This window comes from Flagellimonas beolgyonensis (assembly GCF_003992615.1).
GTDB classification, from domain to species: Bacteria; Bacteroidota; Bacteroidia; order Flavobacteriales; family Flavobacteriaceae; genus Flagellimonas; species Flagellimonas beolgyonensis.
Genome location: NZ_RZMY01000015.1, coordinates 1 through 17,971 on the forward strand (window position 1 = coordinate 1; position 17,971 = coordinate 17,971).

Below are 17,971 nucleotides of genomic sequence, written 5' to 3' on the forward strand. Positions count from 1 at the left end.
ATTCACCCTTGACGTGGCAGCCAGCGGCATCACAACAAACGAACTGGCCGACAACGCGGTGACACCTACTAAAATCCAGCCTTCAGGAATTCCTGGTCAGGTTCTAACAACGGTTGGAGGCAATTCAATTTGGCAAAGCCCCTATCACGCAATTGGTAAAATGAATTCAAATATAATTACAAATGGAAATGGCATATTATCTGTTAACTATCTAGGTATTGGTAATTATCAAGTGTTATTTTCCAGTAATGCCAATTCCGCAAACTATGTCATACAATTAACGCTATTAGGTGCTGGCAGTGGTTCAACCATTGAAGTAACTGCTCAAAGTGTTACCGATTTTACAATTCAAATATCAGATTCGACTAGTTCACCCATTGATGCCGAATGGTATTTCACTGTAATTGATTTTTAGAGTTTGAAAAATCTACTGAACATACCCATCCTCCTCCTCTCCTGTTTTGCCACAGCCCAAACTGGGTTGTACAACAGTGGCAACTTGCAGGTGTATGGCAACCTTGGCCTGCATACCAATTTGATCAACGATGGTAATTTTGATCAGACCCAAGGCTTGGTCGGTTTTTACGGCAATGGAGTGATCCAGGTGAGCGGGAGCATTCCGGCCACTTTGTGGGATAGTGAAATTTTGATGGGTTCCAACCTGTTCCTTCAAAATGTGATGTACGTTCGGAATAATTTTAATTTTATTATTGGCAACGTAGCCACGGCCAAGAACAACCAAGCCATTTATCTCAGTTTCATGGACCAAGGCTTTTTTACAGGGGAAAGCAATGCTTCCAAGATTACTGGTTTTGCCGCAGCGACCAATCGGGATGTTTTTTCCTTCCCGGTAGGCGACCAACAGCAATTACGACCTTTGATTCTCAATTCTCAAAGTGTCAGTCCCTTCGCCATTTGCGCCTATTTCTTTGAGAGCCCCTCCAATCCGTCGTCCATAACCGATACGTTCGATGTGGATGCCAAGGTACAGGATATCGGCACCGTTTCTGACAAAGAATTTTGGATCGTTCAAAGCGATGTGCCTGCCCAAGTCACCATCAGTTGGAACCCCCGCAGTGCGCTTGGACTCATTCCCAACGCTACCCCAGAGTCCATCATCATAGTCGGTTGGAGCAAGGCTTCCAATCAATGGGTGATTTTGGGCAATTCCGCCTTTAGTGGCGACATTAATCAGGGTTTTGTTACCTCGGAAGTCTTTGTACCCAGCGAATTTGCGGCCATAACTTTCGGCACAACACCCCTACCTACAGATACCTTCGCGGTGAACAATCCCAGTTTGGGCAACTATTTTTTGAGTCCCAACGGCGACGGCACCAACGATGCCCTAATCATTGAGGGCTTGGAGGAGTCTCCCAACAACATTGTGACCATCTACAACCGACTCGGTCAAAAGGTGTTTGAGAAAACCAATTATGTGGATGATTTTAGGGGTGTTTCCAATACGGGTTCCCTTATCCTCAACCAAGAAAAAGGCTTGCCCGAAGGGGTCTATTACTACATTGCCACCCTTTTGGACCTCGAGTTGGAGTATACCGGTTTTCTGTTTTTAGATCGATAACAGCATCGCCCTACCCTTCCAATGAGTGAAAAATACTTCTTACCTTGGAGACCAAAATAGTTTCCATGAAAAGAAGGACATTCATTAAAACAGCTTCAACCTCCTCTTTAGCCTTTGCCGTTCCAACGATTTTCCCCCTTACCGACCCTTCACCTTATAGCACTGAGGAATTGATGGGCAAGGCCGATGTTGATTTGTTCGGGGAGGGCATCAATCTGCGGAAAGAAGCCTATGAATCCTTTTTGGACATGAAAAAGGCGGCGCAGGCCGATGGCATTGACATTAAAATCGTGTCCAGTTTTCGGGACTTTTACCGACAGGAAAGTATTTGGGAACGCAAATACCTCCAATTTACCGAAGACGGAATGTCTCCTTTGGACGCCATTGACAAAATCATTGAATATTCTACCATACCCGGCACCAGCAGGCACCATTGGGGCACCGATATCGACATTATTGATGGCCGACCTAAATCATCGGGCGACGTTTTGGTTACAGAAAAATTCGAAAACAATGGTCCGTACGTGGGGCTAAAGCAATGGATGGACAAAAACTCGGAAACCTTTGGTTTTTATTTGGTGTACACCGACAATCCGAGACGCAGGGGCTTTAAGTACGAACCCTGGCATTACAGTTACGCACCCATTTCCATTCCCATGCTTACGGCCTACCGCAAACTGAACGTGCTGAAATTGTTGCAACAAGAAGAGTTTTTGGGCAGTGAACACTTTACCACTGGCTTTGTAAAAACCTATGTACAGGACAACATTCTGGATATAAATCCAGCCTTGTTATGACCCATTTTTTTGTATCTTCCATTAGCTAAGAACACTACACCATGAGAAGAGGAAGTTGGAGAATTCGTATCCTGATCGGGCTTGCCATTGTGGCCTTTGCCTTTATCCGTCGATGCAGCAACCAGGAAGAAAACCCCTATACCGGTCGAGTTCAGAACATCGACATGACCACTGAGCAGGAAATTGCCATTGGGTTGCAAAGTGCTCCCGAAATGGCCCAACAACATGGGGGTCTTTACCCCGACCAACGTATGCAGGCACTGGTGGACGCGGTGGGCGACAAATTGGTTCAGCAAAGTATCGCCAGGGAAACACCATACCAATATGAATTTCATTTGTTGGCCGATGATCGGACCATCAATGCCTTTGCGCTCCCCGGCGGACAGATTTTTATCACCTATGCCCTATTTTCCCAATTGAACGAAGCCCAGCTTGCAGGGGTTTTGGGCCACGAGATTGGGCATGTGATCGGCAGACATTCGGCCGAACGTATTGCGGAAAGCGGTTTTTGGCAGACCTTGGCCACCGGTGCTTCCGTAGGGGGCGATATGGGAAATTTGGTGGCTGGAATAGGCCAGAACACCCTGTTGAAAAATGGCAGGGGCGATGAATTGGAGAGTGACGAGCTCGGGGTGCTGTTCATGATTCAATCGGGGTATGACCCAAACGAAATGATCAAGGTCATGCAAATTTTGAAAGCGGCGGCCGGGCCCAACCGTGTTCCCGAATTCCAAAGTACGCATCCCGATCCCGAAAACCGGATTGAAAAAATCAAGGAAGCCATTCGAAAATATTCAGGTCGATAGAATCGCTCTGTTCATCGATTAAACAATGTAAGTCATCAGAATTGGTTACCTTTGGAAATACCCAATCTTCATAACCTTTCTTACCCCATTTGTGCTATCCAAAACGAGAGAACACTATGGGAACACTATTACACTTTAAGCACCTCTATTTTGAGGCTTTTGACGATTTGAAACCAAGTTATGTAGTCCTTTTTTTGAAAGGATACTCGATTTTTTGTGCTGTAATGCTGGCCATGGCCGTATATGCATTTTTGTACAGGGCCTTTACCGGTTTTGAATTCTGATTGGAAAATTTTACTCTTTTGCAAGGACACTACATAGGTAAATGAGACAAAAAAACCCACCAAATGGTGGGCTTTTTGTTTTTGGACGAATAAACTCCTTTCTATTTTTTCATAGCAGCTTCCAAAACGGCCAGAGCATCATCGGCATGCGACCTTTTTGCATACCAAACAGCGTTCATGCCCTTATCACATCGAATTTTCAAGTCAGCTCCGTTGTCAATAAGCACTTGTAAAACTTCAGCCTTATTGTAACGTGCAGCATAGTGGATAGGTGCCCGACCCAAAGATTTTTGGTTGACATCCTCTCCTAGTTCAATTAATTTTTTCACGGTATCCACATCGCCCTGCATTACGGCCTTGCAAAAGGCACTGAGTTCTGGGGCAACGGTTATTGGGTTCAGGTTGTTGGAATGGGATTCCAGTTCGTTGGCAGAAATACCGCCAGTGGCCAGAAGACAAACTGCGGCCACGGTAAAAATTGCTTTTTTCATGATGATTTGTTTTTGATTAATGAATGATAGTCTTATAAAGGTAGACTCCATCTAAACCAAAATGTTACGGAATTAACAGTTATATAACTAAAGTTTAACAACATCTCAATATTAACATAAAATTATTAACAGATTCACAATAAGAAATCCAATCAATTGCTAGGGTGTACGCCAAGATCAAATTATTTTTGCAGTAGAATTTTATGTCATGAACAAAAAGGTAATCCTAATGATTTTGGACGGGTGGGGAAAGTCCCCAGACCCTAAAGTTTCTGCCATTGCACAGGCCGATACGCCCTTTGTAGACTCCCTATACAAGAAATACCCCAATGCCGACTTGCACACGGACGGCATGAATGTGGGGCTACCGGAAGGGCAAATGGGAAACAGTGAAGTAGGCCACATGAATTTGGGTGCAGGACGCATCGTTTATCAAGATTTGGCCAAGATCAACAAAGCGGTAAAGGAAGACACGTTAAAAAACGAACCTGTTTTAAAGGAAGCCCTTGACTTTGCAAAAGCAAACAACAAACCTGTTCATTTCTTGGGATTGGTCAGTGATGGAGGGGTACACAGTCATATCGACCATCTAAAGGCCTTGATCAAAGTAGCCGATGAAGCTGGAGTGGAAAAATCTTATGTTCATGCCTTTACCGACGGTCGGGATGTGGACCCCAAAAGTGGCAAAGGATTTTTGGTGGATCTAACCAATTACTGTGCTGATAGGAATACGAAATTGGCAACCGTTGTCGGTCGCTATTATGCCATGGACCGCGATAAACGCTGGGAACGGGTAAAACTGGCCTATGATGTGATGGTGAACTCAGAAGGAACCAAATCCCAGGATATTGGAGCGGCCATGCAACAAAGCTATGATGATGGGGTCACTGACGAATTTATAAAGCCATTGGTGATGACCGATGCCAATAACGAACCATTGGCCAAAATCCAGGAAGGCGATGTGGTGATTTTCTTCAACTTCAGGACCGACAGGGGCCGCGAGCTCACCCAAGCTTTGAGCCAACAGGATTTCCATGAGCAGAACATGCACAAAATGAATCTGTATTACGTGACCATGACCAATTATGATGAGTCTTTCAAAGGCATCAAGGTCATTTATGATAAAGACAACATTAAGGACACGCTGGGGGAAACCTTGGCCAAAAATGGCAAGAAACAGATTCGTATTGCCGAAACTGAAAAATATCCGCACGTCACTTTCTTTTTCAATGGAGGGCGCGAGGAACCCTTCGAGGGAGAACAACGCATTCTATGTCCATCTCCAAAAGTGGCCACCTATGACCTGCAACCGGAGATGAGTGCCTACGATATTCGTGATGCTATTGTTCCTGAGCTTCAAAAGGGAGAAACCGATTTTGTATGTCTTAACTTCGCCAACCCAGATATGGTAGGGCATACCGGAGTTATGGAAGCGGCCATCAAAGCGTGTGAAACTGTGGATGAATGCGCCAAGGATGTAATTACCGCGGGGCTGGCCAATGGGTATTCCACCATTGTTATCGCCGACCACGGCAATTGCGATACCATGGTGAACCCGGATGGCAGTCCGAATACAGCACATACCACCAATCCGGTCCCGTTGATCATCGTAGACAACGATATCAAGGAAGTCAAAAGCGGTGTGCTGGGCGATATAGCTCCTACCATTCTGAAAATGATGGGCGTGCCACAACCTGATTTGATGACCCAAAAACCGTTGGTATAACAATCATTCCTTAAAATCCATAGAATCAATTTATCTTTGCGCCTATGATTCACGTAAAGACAGCAGAGGAAATTGAATTGATGCGCGAAAGTGCGTTGGTAGTATCTCGAACTTTGGGTATGTTGGCCAAGGAAATCAAGCCCGGTGCCAACCCCTTGAAATTGGATAAAATGGCCGAAGAGTTCATCAGGGAACAAGGAGCCGTTCCTGGTTTCCTGGGTATGTACGATTTTCCAAACACCTTGAACTGGAGCCCCAATGCACAAGTGGTGCACGGTATTCCCAACAATGAACCCTTAAAGGAAGGAGACGTTGTTTCCGTGGATTGTGGAGCCATTAAAAATGGGTTCCATGGCGACCATGCGTATACTTTTCAAGTGGGCGAAGTAGCCGAAGAGACCAAAAAATTGCTTCGCGTAACCAAAGAGTCCCTGTATATCGGTATCCGTGAATTTAAGGAAGGGAACCGTGTGGGCGATGTGGGCTACGCCATCCAAAAATATTGTGAGGACCATGGTTATGGCGTGGTACGCGAATTGGTGGGCCACGGGTTGGGCAGGGAACTGCATGAAGATCCCCAAATGCCCAATTATGGCAAACGCGGGCGTGGTAAAAAATTCGTAAATGGCATGGTGGTGGCCATCGAGCCCATGATCAACATGGGTACCCGTCGCATCAAACAATTGAAGGACGGCTGGACCATTTTGACCGCAGATGGAAAACCAAGTGCCCATTTTGAGCACGACGTGGCCCTTGTGGACGGCAAGCCGGAATTACTTTCCACTTTCCAATACATTTACGAAGCGTTGGGCATCGAAAGCAACGAGGAAGATGAATTCCGCGCCCAGAAATTGGTATTGTAAAATACCTTAACTTGTCCGACACGGATTTCTCAAATTACTCGAATAAATGTCCCAAATCATTTATAAAAACGAGTCCTACTTTGTCATTGGATTATGTATGGATATCCACAATGAACTCGGTAAAGGATTCAGCGAAGCAGTTCGTAGCGATGCCCTTGAAATGGAACTAAAATCCAATGGTGTTCCTTTCCAAAGAGAAGTGAGATTCGATATCATCTATAAAGGAGAGAAATTAAAACACTATTATTATGCCGATTATTTAGTGGACGACAAATTCATTTTGGAACTCAAAGCCGTTGAAAAAATCAGCAACAGTCACATAAAACAAACCTTGAACTACTTGGCGGCTTCTAAAATGCAATTGGGATTAATTATAAACTTTGGTGAAGATAGTTTATCCTATAAAAGAGTAATATTGTAATCCAATTAGAGCAAATTCGGGTAATTCGTGTCAAAATTATTCAAGTACATTCTCAATTTAATCCCAAGACCCTTACTGATCAGATTAAGTTATTGGGTGCGCCCATTGATTGCGTGGTCATTGAAGGGAAAAAACTTTACCGACCCCATCGATGGAAAAAGTTTTCGAACGTTTTTACCCTACGGTTATGAAAATCCACGGGAAAATGTACTCTCCCCTTCTACCCTATCCTTGGAGCGGCATCGCTTGTTGTGGCTCTATCTGAAAAACGAGACCAATTTCTTCACCCAACCCCATATACTTTTACATTTTGCCCCAGAACAGGCTTTTTACAAACGATTTAAAAAGCTAAAGAACATCGATTACGCCACCACGGATTTGAACTCGCCGTTGGCCGATGTAAAAGCAGATATTTGCAACCTGCCGTTTGCAGACAATTCCTTTGATGTGATTCTTTGCAACCATGTTTTGGAACACATCCCTGATGACACCAAGGCCATGCAAGAACTCTACCGTATACTGAAACCTGGCGGATGGGGCATTTTTCAAATTCCGCAGGACCTAAAGAGGGAGAAAACCTTCGAGGACAATTCCATTACCGACAAAAGGGAACGCGCCCGAATTTTTGGCCAATATGACCATGTGCGTATTTATGGCAGGGACTATTTTGACAAGTTACGTTCCGTTGGCTTTACTGTGGAAGAAGTGGATTACACCCGTACGCTTCCAAAGGAAGATGTGGAAAGATATCGCTTGGCACAAGGGGAAATCATTCCCTTGGTTCGAAAATGATCATTGCTTCACCAAAGCGGCAAACCCATCCGTAAAAAATTCCTGTGTGTTTCCGTTTTCATCCAAATAGATGATGTAGGCTTCCAATTCATCATGTTTATTGAGCACTTCCTTGGATGCATCCAAATCCATCGCCATGAACGAGGTCGCAAAGGCATCGGCGACCGCACAAGTTTTTGCCACCACACTGGTCGCCATAATGGATGAATTTTTGGTATACCCCGTTTTGGGATTTATGGTATGCACGTACTTTTCACCGGTTTCGGGATCTACCCTAAACTTTCGGTAATTTCCGGATGAGGCCATGGCCCTATCCTTCAAAGTGACAATACGTTTCAATTGACGGCCTGTCTCCACTTGGGGGTCATCGATACCTACAGTCCATTCGTTTCCGGAGATCCGATTAGTGCCCTTGGCCAGCACCTCACCACCCACTTCCACCAGGTAGTTGGTTATTCCCTTTTGATCCAATAGGGCGCCCAATCGATCAATGGCATATCCTTTGGCCACCGCATTAAAATCGAATCGAATGGATGGACTGGTTCTGCTGATGGTATTATCAGCATTCATTTTAACCTTTTCCCACCCCACGTATTGCAATAGACTGTCAACCCTTAGGCTATCGAGCTCCAACTGTTCTCCTGGACCAAAGCCCCAAGCATTGGCCAAAACCCCCACAGTGGGGTCAAAATAGCCATTGGAAGCCTCATGCACCTTGGTGGAAACAGTAAACACTTCACGGAACATGTCATCCACCACAATGGTGGTATCCCCTTCATTGATCTTGGATATATCCGATGTTGGAATGTACGTGGACATGGATTGGTTCAATACCTGGAACACCGAATCGATTTCCTGTTGATAATCCAACGTCTCATCTGCAATATAGATGATGGAATAGGTAGTTCCGAGGGCATTGCCCCAATTTTGATTTTTAACCAAATCCCGGGGACCGCAGCCCAAAACCAAGACCAAAAACGCAATTGATACTATCTTTTTCATTAGGAAATCTCTATTAATCCTTGATAATCCACGATATATTCCTCATCCAAAAACACGGGTAATTTTTGATTGGCCGCATTGGACAATCCGACGCCTGCAAAAAAGGTACGTGCCTCGAACTTTTCGGCATGGTTCTTTACTTTCTCCATCAATTCGATGTCAAACTCCCTTGGATCTTGAGGGAATTCGATATTGCGAACCACAATAAAATGCAATGTTTTTTCCTTCAAACATACGTATTGCGGGTTTTTCTTGAGCTTGCTGTTGATGGCCATAAATTCAAAGCCATTCGCCTCCAGTTCCCGGCCCACGATGTTCATGGCCAAATTGTGCAGTTCCTGTTCCGTTAGTGGTCGTCCCATAAAATTTGAACAAAAAAACCGATGACTAGGCATCGGTTGGTTGTTATGTGTACCTCTCGGCAATGCCCGAGGTGAAAAATCAATACAAATTATCCTCCAAAGTCATCGAATCGGATATTCTCATCCGGAATACCAAAATCCTCACCCATTTTTTGAACCGCTTTGTTCATCAATGGGGGACCACAAAAATACAATTCGATATCTTCAGGGGTTTCGTGGTGGTTCAAATAGTTATCGATCACACAATTGTGGATGAACCCAACAAAACCGTCACCCTCTTTGTCATCAATGTCCTTTTTCACCTTCCAGTTGTCCTCTTCCAAAGGCTCAGACAATGCCATGAAGAATCGGAAGTTTGGAAACTCCTTCTCCAATTGCTTGAAGTGGTCGATGTAGAACAACTCCCTTTTGGAACGTCCACCGTACCAGTAGGTTACTTTTCGGTTGGTCTTCAAGGTTTTGAACAAGTGGTACAAATGCGAACGCATCGGTGCCATACCTGCTCCACCACCCACATACAGCATTTCCGCTTCCGATTCGTTGATGAAGAATTCACCGAATGGACCGGAAATGGTCACAGGATCCCCCTCTTTAAGGCTGAAAATGTAGGATGACGCCACACCTGGGTTCACATCCATCCATCCATTTTTAGATCGGTCCCATGGTGGTGTTGCAATTCGTACGTTCAACATGATCTCACGCCCTTCTGCAGGGTAAGAGGCCATGGAATAGGCACGCTCCACGGTTTCTGGATTCTTCATCACCAACGGCCACAAATTGAACTTGTCCCATTCCGCTTGGAATTTATCCGGCGTCTCATGCTCTTCTGGGTGTGCGGTAATATCTATGTCCGAATACTTGATTTCGCAAGGTGGAATCTCGATTTGGATGTACCCACCGGCTTTGTAGTTCATGTCTTCAGGAATCTCCACCACAAACTCCTTAATGAAAGAAGCCACGTTGTAGTTACGCACCACCTTGGCGTTCCATTTTTTGATACCGAACACCTCTTCGGGAATGGTGATCTCCATATCCTGCTTTACCTTCACCTGACAGGCCAAACGGGCTCCTTCTTCCAATTCCTTTTTGGAAAAGTGTGGTGTTTCGGTCGGTAGGGCCTCCCCACCTCCTGAAAGCACGTGACACTCGCATTGGATGCAGGTTCCACCTCCACCACAGGCAGATGGTAAAAATATTTTTTGGTTACCCAAGGTCGACAACAAGGATCCTCCCGATGCCACCTCTACTTTTTTCTCACCGTTGATCGTAATGGTCACCGGACCAGATGGGGATAGCTTTTCTTTGGTGAACAGCAATAGGGCCACCAACATCAACAATAGAACAAGAAATGCTACTACGGTAATTAAGATAGTACCTCCGGTACTTGCGGCTAATATCATCTTTATTTGTTTATGGCTTCGTTATAAGAGACTGCTTTTTCCTCGTCCTCAATCTCCTTCTTTATTTCCTTTTCCTTCTCAACCTTTTCGGTCTTCACAGTGGTTATGTTGGCATCCTCTGGTGGCTCATTGTCACCGGTCAACATACCTCCAAAACTTTGGAAACCGATTCCCATCAATCCAGTGATGATGAAGGTGATTCCCAAACCACGCAATGGCGCGGGCACATTGGAATATCTGATTTTCTCTCGAATGGCAGCAATGGCCAAAATGGCCAAGAACCAACCAATTCCAGAGCTAATACCGTAATTGAAAGCTAGACCGATATTGGGAATCTCACGGGTCTGCATAAATAGCGACCCACCCAAAATGGCACAGTTTACAGCAATCAAGGGCAAAAAGATACCCAATGAGTTATATAGGGATGGGGAAAACTTCTCTACCACTATCTCTACCAATTGCACCATGGTTGCAATGGTTGCAATAAACAGAATGAACGAAAGGAACCCAAGGTCATAATCGGCATACTCTGGGCCTAACCAAACCAAGGCACCGTCTTGCAACAGGTATTTGTCCAACAACCAGTTCAAAGGAACGGTAACCCCCAATACGAAGATTACGGCAGCCCCCAGTCCGACGGCGGTGGAAACTTTTTTGGATACGGCCAAATAGGAACACATCCCCAAAAAGACCGCAAACACCATATTGTCTACGAAGATCGACTTAAAAAACAGTTCTAAATGCTCTAACATATTGCCTCAGTTTATGCTTCTTCAATTAATACCCTATTTCTGGAGCGTTGTACCCAAATAATGATGCCCACAACAATCAATGCTGCTGGTGGAATAATCATGAACCCGTTGTTTTCATATCCCAGGGAATACAAACCGGTCTTGGTAACGGGATCACCCAATACCTTGAAACCGAACAGGGTTCCTGAACCCAACAATTCCCTGAAGAATCCAACAATGACCAAAATGATACCATATCCCAATGCATTCCCGATACCATCGAAAAATGCTTTTTTGGGACCGTTACCCAGGGCAAATGCCTCAAAACGTCCCATGATGATACAGTTGGTGATGATCAATCCCACGAAAACCGATAGGGTCTTGCTCAACTCGTAGGCAAATGCCTTCAACACCTGATCCACGATGATTACCAAAGCGGCCACTACCACCAATTGTACGATGATTCGGATTTTGGATGGGATGATGTTACGTAGCAAAGAAATAACCACGTTACCCACACTTAGTACGAACAATACTGAAAGGGCCATTACCACAGATGCCTTTAGCTCTGCAGTGATCGCTAAGGCAGAACAGATACCCAATACCTGAATGGTGATGGGGTTGTTGTCCGCCAAAGGGTCCAATATCAGTTTGGAATCCTTTTTGTTTAGTAGTGCCATATTAATTTTTTCTTATGGTTTGTAAATACGGTTTGTACAACTTGACGCTTTCCTTGATCATGGCAGACACCCCATTTCCTGTAATGGTTGCCCCTGCCAAGGCATCAACTTCATTATCTTCCTTGTCGTTGTTCAACGGATCGTTGTTTCCTTTGGCCACGGAGATACCCACATAATTGTTGCCATCCATAATGGATTCCCCTTTAAAGTCGTCCATAAAGAAGCGTTGCTTGATGTTGGCCCCTAGACCTGGCGTTTCACCCCTGTGATCAAAATATACCCCTTGTACCACCATTTGGTCGTCCAAAGAGATGTAGCCCCAGATGGCATCCCACAATCCTTTTCCGAACATGGGGATAATATAAAAGGTCTTTCCATCCTTCTCACCGATCAACAATGGAAGTTCGGCGTCTTCTCCACTTTTGGCCTTGGCCAATGCTTTTTGCACATCGATCAAATAGGCGTTGTCCTTTTCGGTGGCCGTGGAACCCGTTACTACCATTTGTTTGGTAATGTACTGGGAGAACTCGCCTTCCACTTGGGTGGTTGGAATGAAGGTTACATCACCTTCGCCCGTATTTTCGTCCACACCCATTGCATAAAGGATGTTCTGTTGCTTTTCGAAGCGTTCGTTTTCCACAATCTTTGGTTTGAGTCCCGATGCCACAAAGGCCAACAAGGAACCCACCACAATCACCATTAGGACTGCAAAGATTACGGTATAGCTATTTTTCTCTGTATTGATTGCCATAATTACTAAGCTGTTTCCGTTTTTAATGAATCAACCTCATCCGAAGCTTTGGGATAAATAGTGGCTGTCTTCAATCGTTTCAATCTCTTTTTGATATTGCCACGCACCACGTAGTGATCGATGGTCGGTGCAAATACGTTCATCAACAAAATGGCCAAGAAAACGCCTTCGGGATAACCTGGGTTGAACACCCTGATCATTACGGAAAGGAATCCGATCAAGAAACCGTAGATCCATTTTCCTTTGTTGGTCTGTGAACCTGTAACCGGATCGGTGGCCATAAATACAATACCAAAGGCCAAACCACCCACCAACAGATGCTGCCAGTAAGGAAAGCTCATCAAGGTATGGAACTTGCTATATTCGGGAAGCCAACCAGCATCCACAATGCCATTGAAGATCAATCCCATCGCCATGGAACCGATTACGGCACTTACCATAATTCGCCAAGAAGCGATTTTGGAGAATATCAGGAACAATCCGCCCAACAAAATCAAAAAGGTTGATGTTTCCCCCACTGAACCTGGAATAAACCCATAGAACATATCGGAAAGGGAATAGCTATAATCGGAGCCTTGTGCCAAGGACCCCAAAATGGTTTCCCCAGAAATGGCATCTGCCGTTCCCGCACGCTCCACTGCGCCGTGTACCCAAACCTTATCGCCACTCATCCAAGTCGGGTACGCGAAGAACAAGAAGGCACGTATGGTCAATGCTGGGTTCAAAATGTTCATCCCGGTACCACCGAATACTTCCTTGCCGATCACCACACCAAAGGCTACGGCAATGGCCAACATCCAAAGCGGGGTATCCACAGGTACGATCAATGGCACCAACATACCGGTTACCAGGTACCCTTCCTCTACTTCGTGACCTTTGATCACTGCAAACAGGAACTCGATACCCAAACCAATACCATAGGAAACAATGACCAAAGGCAATACGGTAGTAATCCCGATCAAAAAGTTATCCCAGGTCAAGAAATCGTTGACCAGTGAAAAGTTTTCAGGAAAACCATTGATGGCTGAATAATGTTGGTACCCTGCGTTGAACATTCCGAACAACAAACAGGGAATCAAGGCCATAATGACCGTGTTCATGGTACGCTTCAAATCGTCGGCTCCACGCACATGTGCACCTGAGTGGGTCGTTTCGTTCGGCGTATATAAAAAGGTATGCAGTGCATTGAAGGCAGGAGCCATCTTTTTGCCCTGATACTTAAGTTTTAACTGATGTAATTTATCTTTCATGCCCATATTATCCTAGTTCTTTTTGCAACAAATCCAATCCTTCCCTGATAATTTGTTGGTGTGGTTGTTTAGATATGCATATGAATTCTGTCAATGAGAAATCCTCTGGAGCCACCTCATAAAGGCCCAATTGCTCCATTTCATCCAAATCTTTTACCATACAGGCCTTAAGCAGCTGTAATGGGTAGATGTCCATCGGAAATACTTCCTCATACTGGCCCGTTACCACAAAAGCACGGTGTTCCCCATTGGTATTGGTGTCCAAATCGTATTTTTTATTGGGCTGCAACCAAGAAAAGGTCAATGCCCTGGTATTGGATATCTTATTGAAGACAGGCTTGTTCCATCCAAAGAATTCGTAATCGTTCCCTTCTGGAATGGCGGTCACTGTATTGTTATAGAAGCCCAAATGTCCTTCCGTGTGGGTTTTGGTACCGGTAAGCACATCCCCATTGATCAATCGGAACCTTTCCTCGTTCACACCGCTGGCATATAGGAAAGTAGCGATTTCCGCTCCTATTTTGGTGGTATAGTATTTGGGTGCCTTGATTACCGACCCAGCCAAAGCTACGGTTCGTTCTGCATTGAATTTCCCGGTCATCAACAACTCACCCAAAATCACCATATCTTGGGGAGAAATGGTCCAAACGGTTTCACCCTTGTTCACCGGGTCGATCATATTGATCTGCGTACCCACCAAACCAGCTGGGTGCGGTCCGGAAATTTTGTGCAATTCGATGCCCTTAAGATCTGCAAATGCAGATCGACTATTTTTTCCAATGGAAACATGGATCTTTCCAGGTGTCATTTTTGACAAAGCCGTGATGGCCACCTGCAATTCCTGCTCCTTGCCTTTCAACACATAATCGGCATCTGCTGCCAAGGGCGCAGTGGTGTATGCGGAAACAAAAATTGCTTTTGGTGTTGCCTCTGGATTGGCGATTACGTCGTACGGACGTTGTTTGATGAATGGCCAACCCCCGCATTGCAACAGGTAGTTTTTAATGGCCGCCCCATCCGCCGTGTCCAAATCGGGCACTTTGTTGATTACGTAATCCTGTGTTTTGTCGGCAAGAATCTTTAGGCTCAAAATCCTTCTTCTTGCTCCCCTTACAATTTCCACCAATTCACCGCTCACAGGGGACACGAAGTGCATTTCTTCGTAGTTTTTGTTGTAGAAGAGGGGTTCGCCCGCTTTTACTTCTTCCCCTTGTTTTACCAACATTTTTGGAGTGATTCCGTGGAAATCATCTAGGTTTAGGGCATATACGTTACTAGTAACGGCTTTGGAGGTAGTCTGCTCTGCTGCCCCGACGAGGTTGATATTCAACCCCTTTCTAATCCGGATGTCTTTAGACATATTGTTGTAGACCTTTTGTTATCAAAATCGCTCGCAAATTTAGTACTTAAAGGATTGTTTTCATAATTATTATCCATAAAATTGGGATTATATCGAGGTAAATTCACTAGGCACACTTTTTGTTTACCTTTACCCAAAATAAATGCCCCAAATGCGTTATTTGATCAAACAATTTTTACTCTTTTGCTGCACTTCAGTGGCGCTGGCCCAGGTGCAAGAGGAAGTAAATCCACCGGAAAACATCAAAACGATCAATTTTCGGGGGCCTACAGAAGATCAGTTTCCCGTTATACAATTGGGTGAAACCATTACTTTGGAGTTTGATGACCTTTTGGCCAACGAACAGGACTATTATTACAAAATCGCTCACTTTGATTACGATTGGACACCTTCCCAATTATTGAAATCGCAGTTTTTGGACGGCGTGGACAACCAACGGATCATTGATTACGAGAACAGCTATACCACCCTACAGCCCTATTCCAACTATCGCCTTACCATTCCCAACGAAAATGTTCGATTAAAGGTGAGTGGCAACTACGCCCTGGAAATCTATAACAGTTATGGGGACCTGCAGTTTTCCCGACGTTTTGTGGTCTATCAGGATAGAGTGGTGGTTCGGGGATTGATCAAACGTTCCCGGGATTTCAACTATCTGAACGAAAAACAAGTGGTACAGTTCACCATAAACACCGCTCGTTTTCCCGTAATTAACCCGAAGCAAGAGATCAAGGTGGCCATCCTTCAAAATCATTTTTGGCCCACGGCCTTGTTCAACATCAAGCCACAATTTACCATTGGCACCGAATTGGTCTATAAATATGATCAAGAAACCAGCTTTTTTGGCGGCAACGAATATTTGAATTTTGACACCAAGGACCTTCGCTCGCCGACCTTCGCCATATCGCGGGTTGAATTTGGCCCAGTGTACAACCACTATTTGTTCACCAACGAATATCGGTTCGACAAGCCCTACACCTATTTCCCCGACATCAATGGTGATTTTGTGATTCGCACCATGCAAGGTGATGATGTTTCAAGGGAAGCCGAATATTCCCGTGTGCATTTTAGCCTGCCCTACTCCAACGTCATTGGACTTGGCCAGGTCTACGTTACCGGCAAGTTCAACAATTATGCCCTTACCGATGAAAACAGAATGACCTTTAATGAGGAAACCGGAAAGTTTGAAGTTTCCCTCCTCATGAAACAGGGCTTTTACAATTATAAATATGTTATGGAACACGGCGATGGCACCGTAGAACCCAATTTAGTGAGCGGCAATTTCCATTTTACAGAGAATAACTACCTGATCCTGGTTTACTATCGCAATTTTGGCGACATGTATGATAGTATTATAGGTATTGGCTCGACCAATTCCAGAACAATCAGTAATTGATTATATTTAGCTACAAAACCAACCAATCATGTCAAAGAAGGGCGGGCTGATCACCAAAGGCAGGTATGAGCTTCAGTTCAGGGGTGTCAAATGTCTCAACTGTGGACATCCACTGGACATCAGTGATAGATATTGCCCTAATTGCTCCCAGGCCAACAGCACCAAAAAATTAACATTGAAGGATTTCTTCGATGAATTTTTTTCCAGTCTCATCAACTACGACTCCAAGTTGCTGAAGACCCTTTCGGCCCTTTTATTGCGACCGGGATCGATTACCAGGGACTACATTGAAGGCAAGCGCATAGCCTACACCAATCCGTTCCGCTTTTTGTTGAGTTTGGCCTTTATCTACTTTCTTATTTTCACCTTCAACAACCGCTTTGCAGACCTCGACAAGGCTGCCCAAAAGTTTGATGGCACCATTTCGGGAGGTGGACCTGTTTCGTACGATATCAATTCCGGCGATGTTATTGTGGACAGCTTGCGCATGAAGGAACAGGCAGAGAATGTACTCCAGTCCTTGGATTCCATTGAACGGTCGCACCCTAGTATTTCCTTTGGACTCAAAAAATTTGACTCCATTAAAAATTCCGACCCTGAGGTGGCCAAACAACTGGGTGTTTTGGATTCTATTTCCAAAGTGAAGAATTCCAAGAAGAAAATCAACAAGGATTCGTTGATGGCTGCCAATCCCAAGGGATACTTTGACAGCATCAGCAAGGAAACGGGTATGGGGGCCTTTTCCAACAAAGTTGAATTCTTTATCCATATGATAAAACAGGACACTTTGTTCAATTTTGAACAGGCGAGCGAAAAATATAACATCAAAAGCAGCCTGTCCAACAAGATGGCCTTCAACACCTCCAACAACATTTTGACCATCATCCAACGGCCCAGCAGCTTTTTGAACTCTACCATTTCCAAGCTGCCCTTTGTGATATTTTTCTTTATGCCGTTGTTCACCATCTTTATTTGGTTGGTGTACATCAGAAATAAATATACCTACACCGATCATCTTATTTTTAGTTTTCACAATCAATCCCTGTTATTTATATTGCTCATCCTTAGCTTACTGTTGGATACCATTTTCAATACCAGCACAGCGGGATTGTTTGTGACCCTTTTCAGTATTTATCTGTTTATGGCCATGAAACGGTTCTATGGCCAAGGTTTTTTTAAAACGATTGTGAAATACATTTTTTTGAACACCATCTTTACCATTTTGGCTTTCTTTATGGTACTGTTATTGTTCACGGGAAGTGTCTTTATATACAACTAAC

20 protein-coding genes are annotated in these 17,971 nt (G+C 44.6%); 11 read left to right on the top strand and 9 right to left on the bottom strand.

What is annotated here, in order from left to right:
- From EO131_RS17145 to EO131_RS17150, 5 genes are all read left to right on the top strand, one after another.
- Positions 1 to 415 (top strand): hypothetical protein (locus tag EO131_RS17145; protein ID WP_164731666.1); only part of this gene is annotated, 415 nt, incomplete at its 5' end.
- A 3-nt stretch (positions 416 to 418) separates the two neighbouring features.
- Positions 419 to 1,579: a gliding motility-associated C-terminal domain-containing protein gene (locus EO131_RS10055; RefSeq protein ID WP_127021465.1), complete on the top strand. Its 1,161-nt coding sequence runs from the start codon at positions 419 to 421 to the stop codon at positions 1,577 to 1,579.
- Between the two features lie 65 nt (positions 1,580 to 1,644).
- The gene (locus EO131_RS10060; protein WP_127021467.1) at positions 1,645 to 2,376 is read left to right on the top strand and encodes a M15 family metallopeptidase; all 732 of its coding nucleotides are present in this window, start codon (positions 1,645 to 1,647) and stop codon (positions 2,374 to 2,376) included.
- 41 nt (positions 2,377 to 2,417) lie between these two features.
- Positions 2,418 to 3,182, top strand: a complete 765-nt coding sequence (locus tag EO131_RS10065) for a M48 family metalloprotease (protein ID WP_127021469.1) — start codon at positions 2,418 to 2,420, stop codon at positions 3,180 to 3,182.
- A 116-nt stretch (positions 3,183 to 3,298) separates the two neighbouring features.
- Positions 3,299 to 3,466 (top strand): DUF6747 family protein, encoded by a 168-nt coding sequence (locus EO131_RS17150; RefSeq protein WP_164731667.1) that lies wholly within the window; start codon positions 3,299 to 3,301, stop codon positions 3,464 to 3,466.
- Positions 3,467 to 3,567: 101 nt separating this feature from the next.
- On the opposite strand, the gene EO131_RS10070 is transcribed toward EO131_RS17150, so the two are convergent.
- Positions 3,568 to 3,957, bottom strand: coding sequence for an ankyrin repeat domain-containing protein (locus EO131_RS10070; protein ID WP_127021471.1), 390 nt, complete (start codon positions 3,955 to 3,957; stop codon positions 3,568 to 3,570).
- 208 nt (positions 3,958 to 4,165) lie between these two features.
- On the opposite strand from EO131_RS10070, the gene gpmI reads away from it, so the two are divergent.
- From gpmI to EO131_RS10090, 4 genes are read left to right on the top strand one after another with little or no spacing between them, the layout of a single operon-like run.
- Positions 4,166 to 5,683, top strand: a complete 1,518-nt coding sequence (gene gpmI / locus EO131_RS10075; protein WP_127021473.1) for a 2,3-bisphosphoglycerate-independent phosphoglycerate mutase — start codon at positions 4,166 to 4,168, stop codon at positions 5,681 to 5,683.
- 44 nt (positions 5,684 to 5,727) lie between these two features.
- Positions 5,728 to 6,546, top strand: coding sequence for a type I methionyl aminopeptidase (map, locus tag EO131_RS10080; protein WP_127021475.1), 819 nt, complete (start codon positions 5,728 to 5,730; stop codon positions 6,544 to 6,546).
- 46 nt (positions 6,547 to 6,592) lie between these two features.
- A complete protein-coding gene (locus EO131_RS10085) occupies positions 6,593 to 6,967 on the top strand; it encodes a GxxExxY protein (protein ID WP_127021477.1) in 375 nt (124 codons plus the stop codon).
- A gap of 27 nt (positions 6,968 to 6,994) precedes the next feature.
- Complete coding sequence (locus EO131_RS10090) at positions 6,995 to 7,759, top strand: class I SAM-dependent methyltransferase (RefSeq protein ID WP_127021479.1); 765 nt, start codon at positions 6,995 to 6,997, stop codon at positions 7,757 to 7,759.
- On the opposite strand, the gene EO131_RS10095 is transcribed toward EO131_RS10090, so the two are convergent.
- The 8 genes from EO131_RS10095 to EO131_RS10130 all read right to left on the bottom strand — a co-directional run bounded on the left by EO131_RS10095 (position 7,760) and on the right by EO131_RS10130 (position 15,295).
- Positions 7,760 to 8,761, bottom strand: a complete 1,002-nt coding sequence (locus EO131_RS10095; protein ID WP_127021481.1) for an FAD:protein FMN transferase — start codon at positions 8,759 to 8,761, stop codon at positions 7,760 to 7,762.
- A complete protein-coding gene (locus EO131_RS10100; protein WP_127021483.1) occupies positions 8,761 to 9,123 on the bottom strand; it encodes a Na(+)-translocating NADH-quinone reductase subunit F in 363 nt (120 codons plus the stop codon). The genes EO131_RS10095 and EO131_RS10100 overlap by 1 nt, the downstream gene beginning before the upstream one ends.
- A gap of 89 nt (positions 9,124 to 9,212) precedes the next feature.
- A complete protein-coding gene (gene nqrF, locus EO131_RS10105) occupies positions 9,213 to 10,523 on the bottom strand; it encodes an NADH:ubiquinone reductase (Na(+)-transporting) subunit F (protein WP_127021485.1) in 1,311 nt (436 codons plus the stop codon).
- A 2-nt stretch (positions 10,524 to 10,525) separates the two neighbouring features.
- Positions 10,526 to 11,275, bottom strand: a complete 750-nt coding sequence (nqrE, locus tag EO131_RS10110; RefSeq protein WP_127021487.1) for an NADH:ubiquinone reductase (Na(+)-transporting) subunit E — start codon at positions 11,273 to 11,275, stop codon at positions 10,526 to 10,528.
- Positions 11,276 to 11,286: 11 nt separating this feature from the next.
- Positions 11,287 to 11,934, bottom strand: coding sequence for an NADH:ubiquinone reductase (Na(+)-transporting) subunit D (locus EO131_RS10115; protein WP_127021489.1), 648 nt, complete (start codon positions 11,932 to 11,934; stop codon positions 11,287 to 11,289).
- 1 nt (position 11,935) lies between these two features.
- Complete coding sequence (locus EO131_RS10120; protein ID WP_127021491.1) at positions 11,936 to 12,685, bottom strand: Na(+)-translocating NADH-quinone reductase subunit C; 750 nt, start codon at positions 12,683 to 12,685, stop codon at positions 11,936 to 11,938.
- Between the two features lie 5 nt (positions 12,686 to 12,690).
- Positions 12,691 to 13,941: an NADH:ubiquinone reductase (Na(+)-transporting) subunit B gene (locus EO131_RS10125; protein WP_127021493.1), complete on the bottom strand. Its 1,251-nt coding sequence runs from the start codon at positions 13,939 to 13,941 to the stop codon at positions 12,691 to 12,693.
- A 1-nt stretch (position 13,942) separates the two neighbouring features.
- Positions 13,943 to 15,295: a Na(+)-translocating NADH-quinone reductase subunit A gene (locus tag EO131_RS10130; RefSeq protein ID WP_127021495.1), complete on the bottom strand. Its 1,353-nt coding sequence runs from the start codon at positions 15,293 to 15,295 to the stop codon at positions 13,943 to 13,945.
- A gap of 151 nt (positions 15,296 to 15,446) precedes the next feature.
- On the opposite strand from EO131_RS10130, the gene EO131_RS10135 reads away from it, so the two are divergent.
- Together EO131_RS10135 and EO131_RS10140 are read left to right on the top strand one after the other, a co-directional pair.
- Complete coding sequence (locus tag EO131_RS10135; RefSeq protein WP_127021497.1) at positions 15,447 to 16,691, top strand: type IX secretion system plug protein; 1,245 nt, start codon at positions 15,447 to 15,449, stop codon at positions 16,689 to 16,691.
- A gap of 28 nt (positions 16,692 to 16,719) precedes the next feature.
- Positions 16,720 to 17,970 carry a DUF3667 domain-containing protein gene (locus EO131_RS10140; RefSeq protein WP_127021499.1) on the top strand — a complete coding sequence of 417 codons (1,251 nt, stop codon included), beginning with the start codon at positions 16,720 to 16,722 and terminating at the stop codon, positions 17,968 to 17,970.
- Position 17,971: the final 1 nt, after the last annotated feature.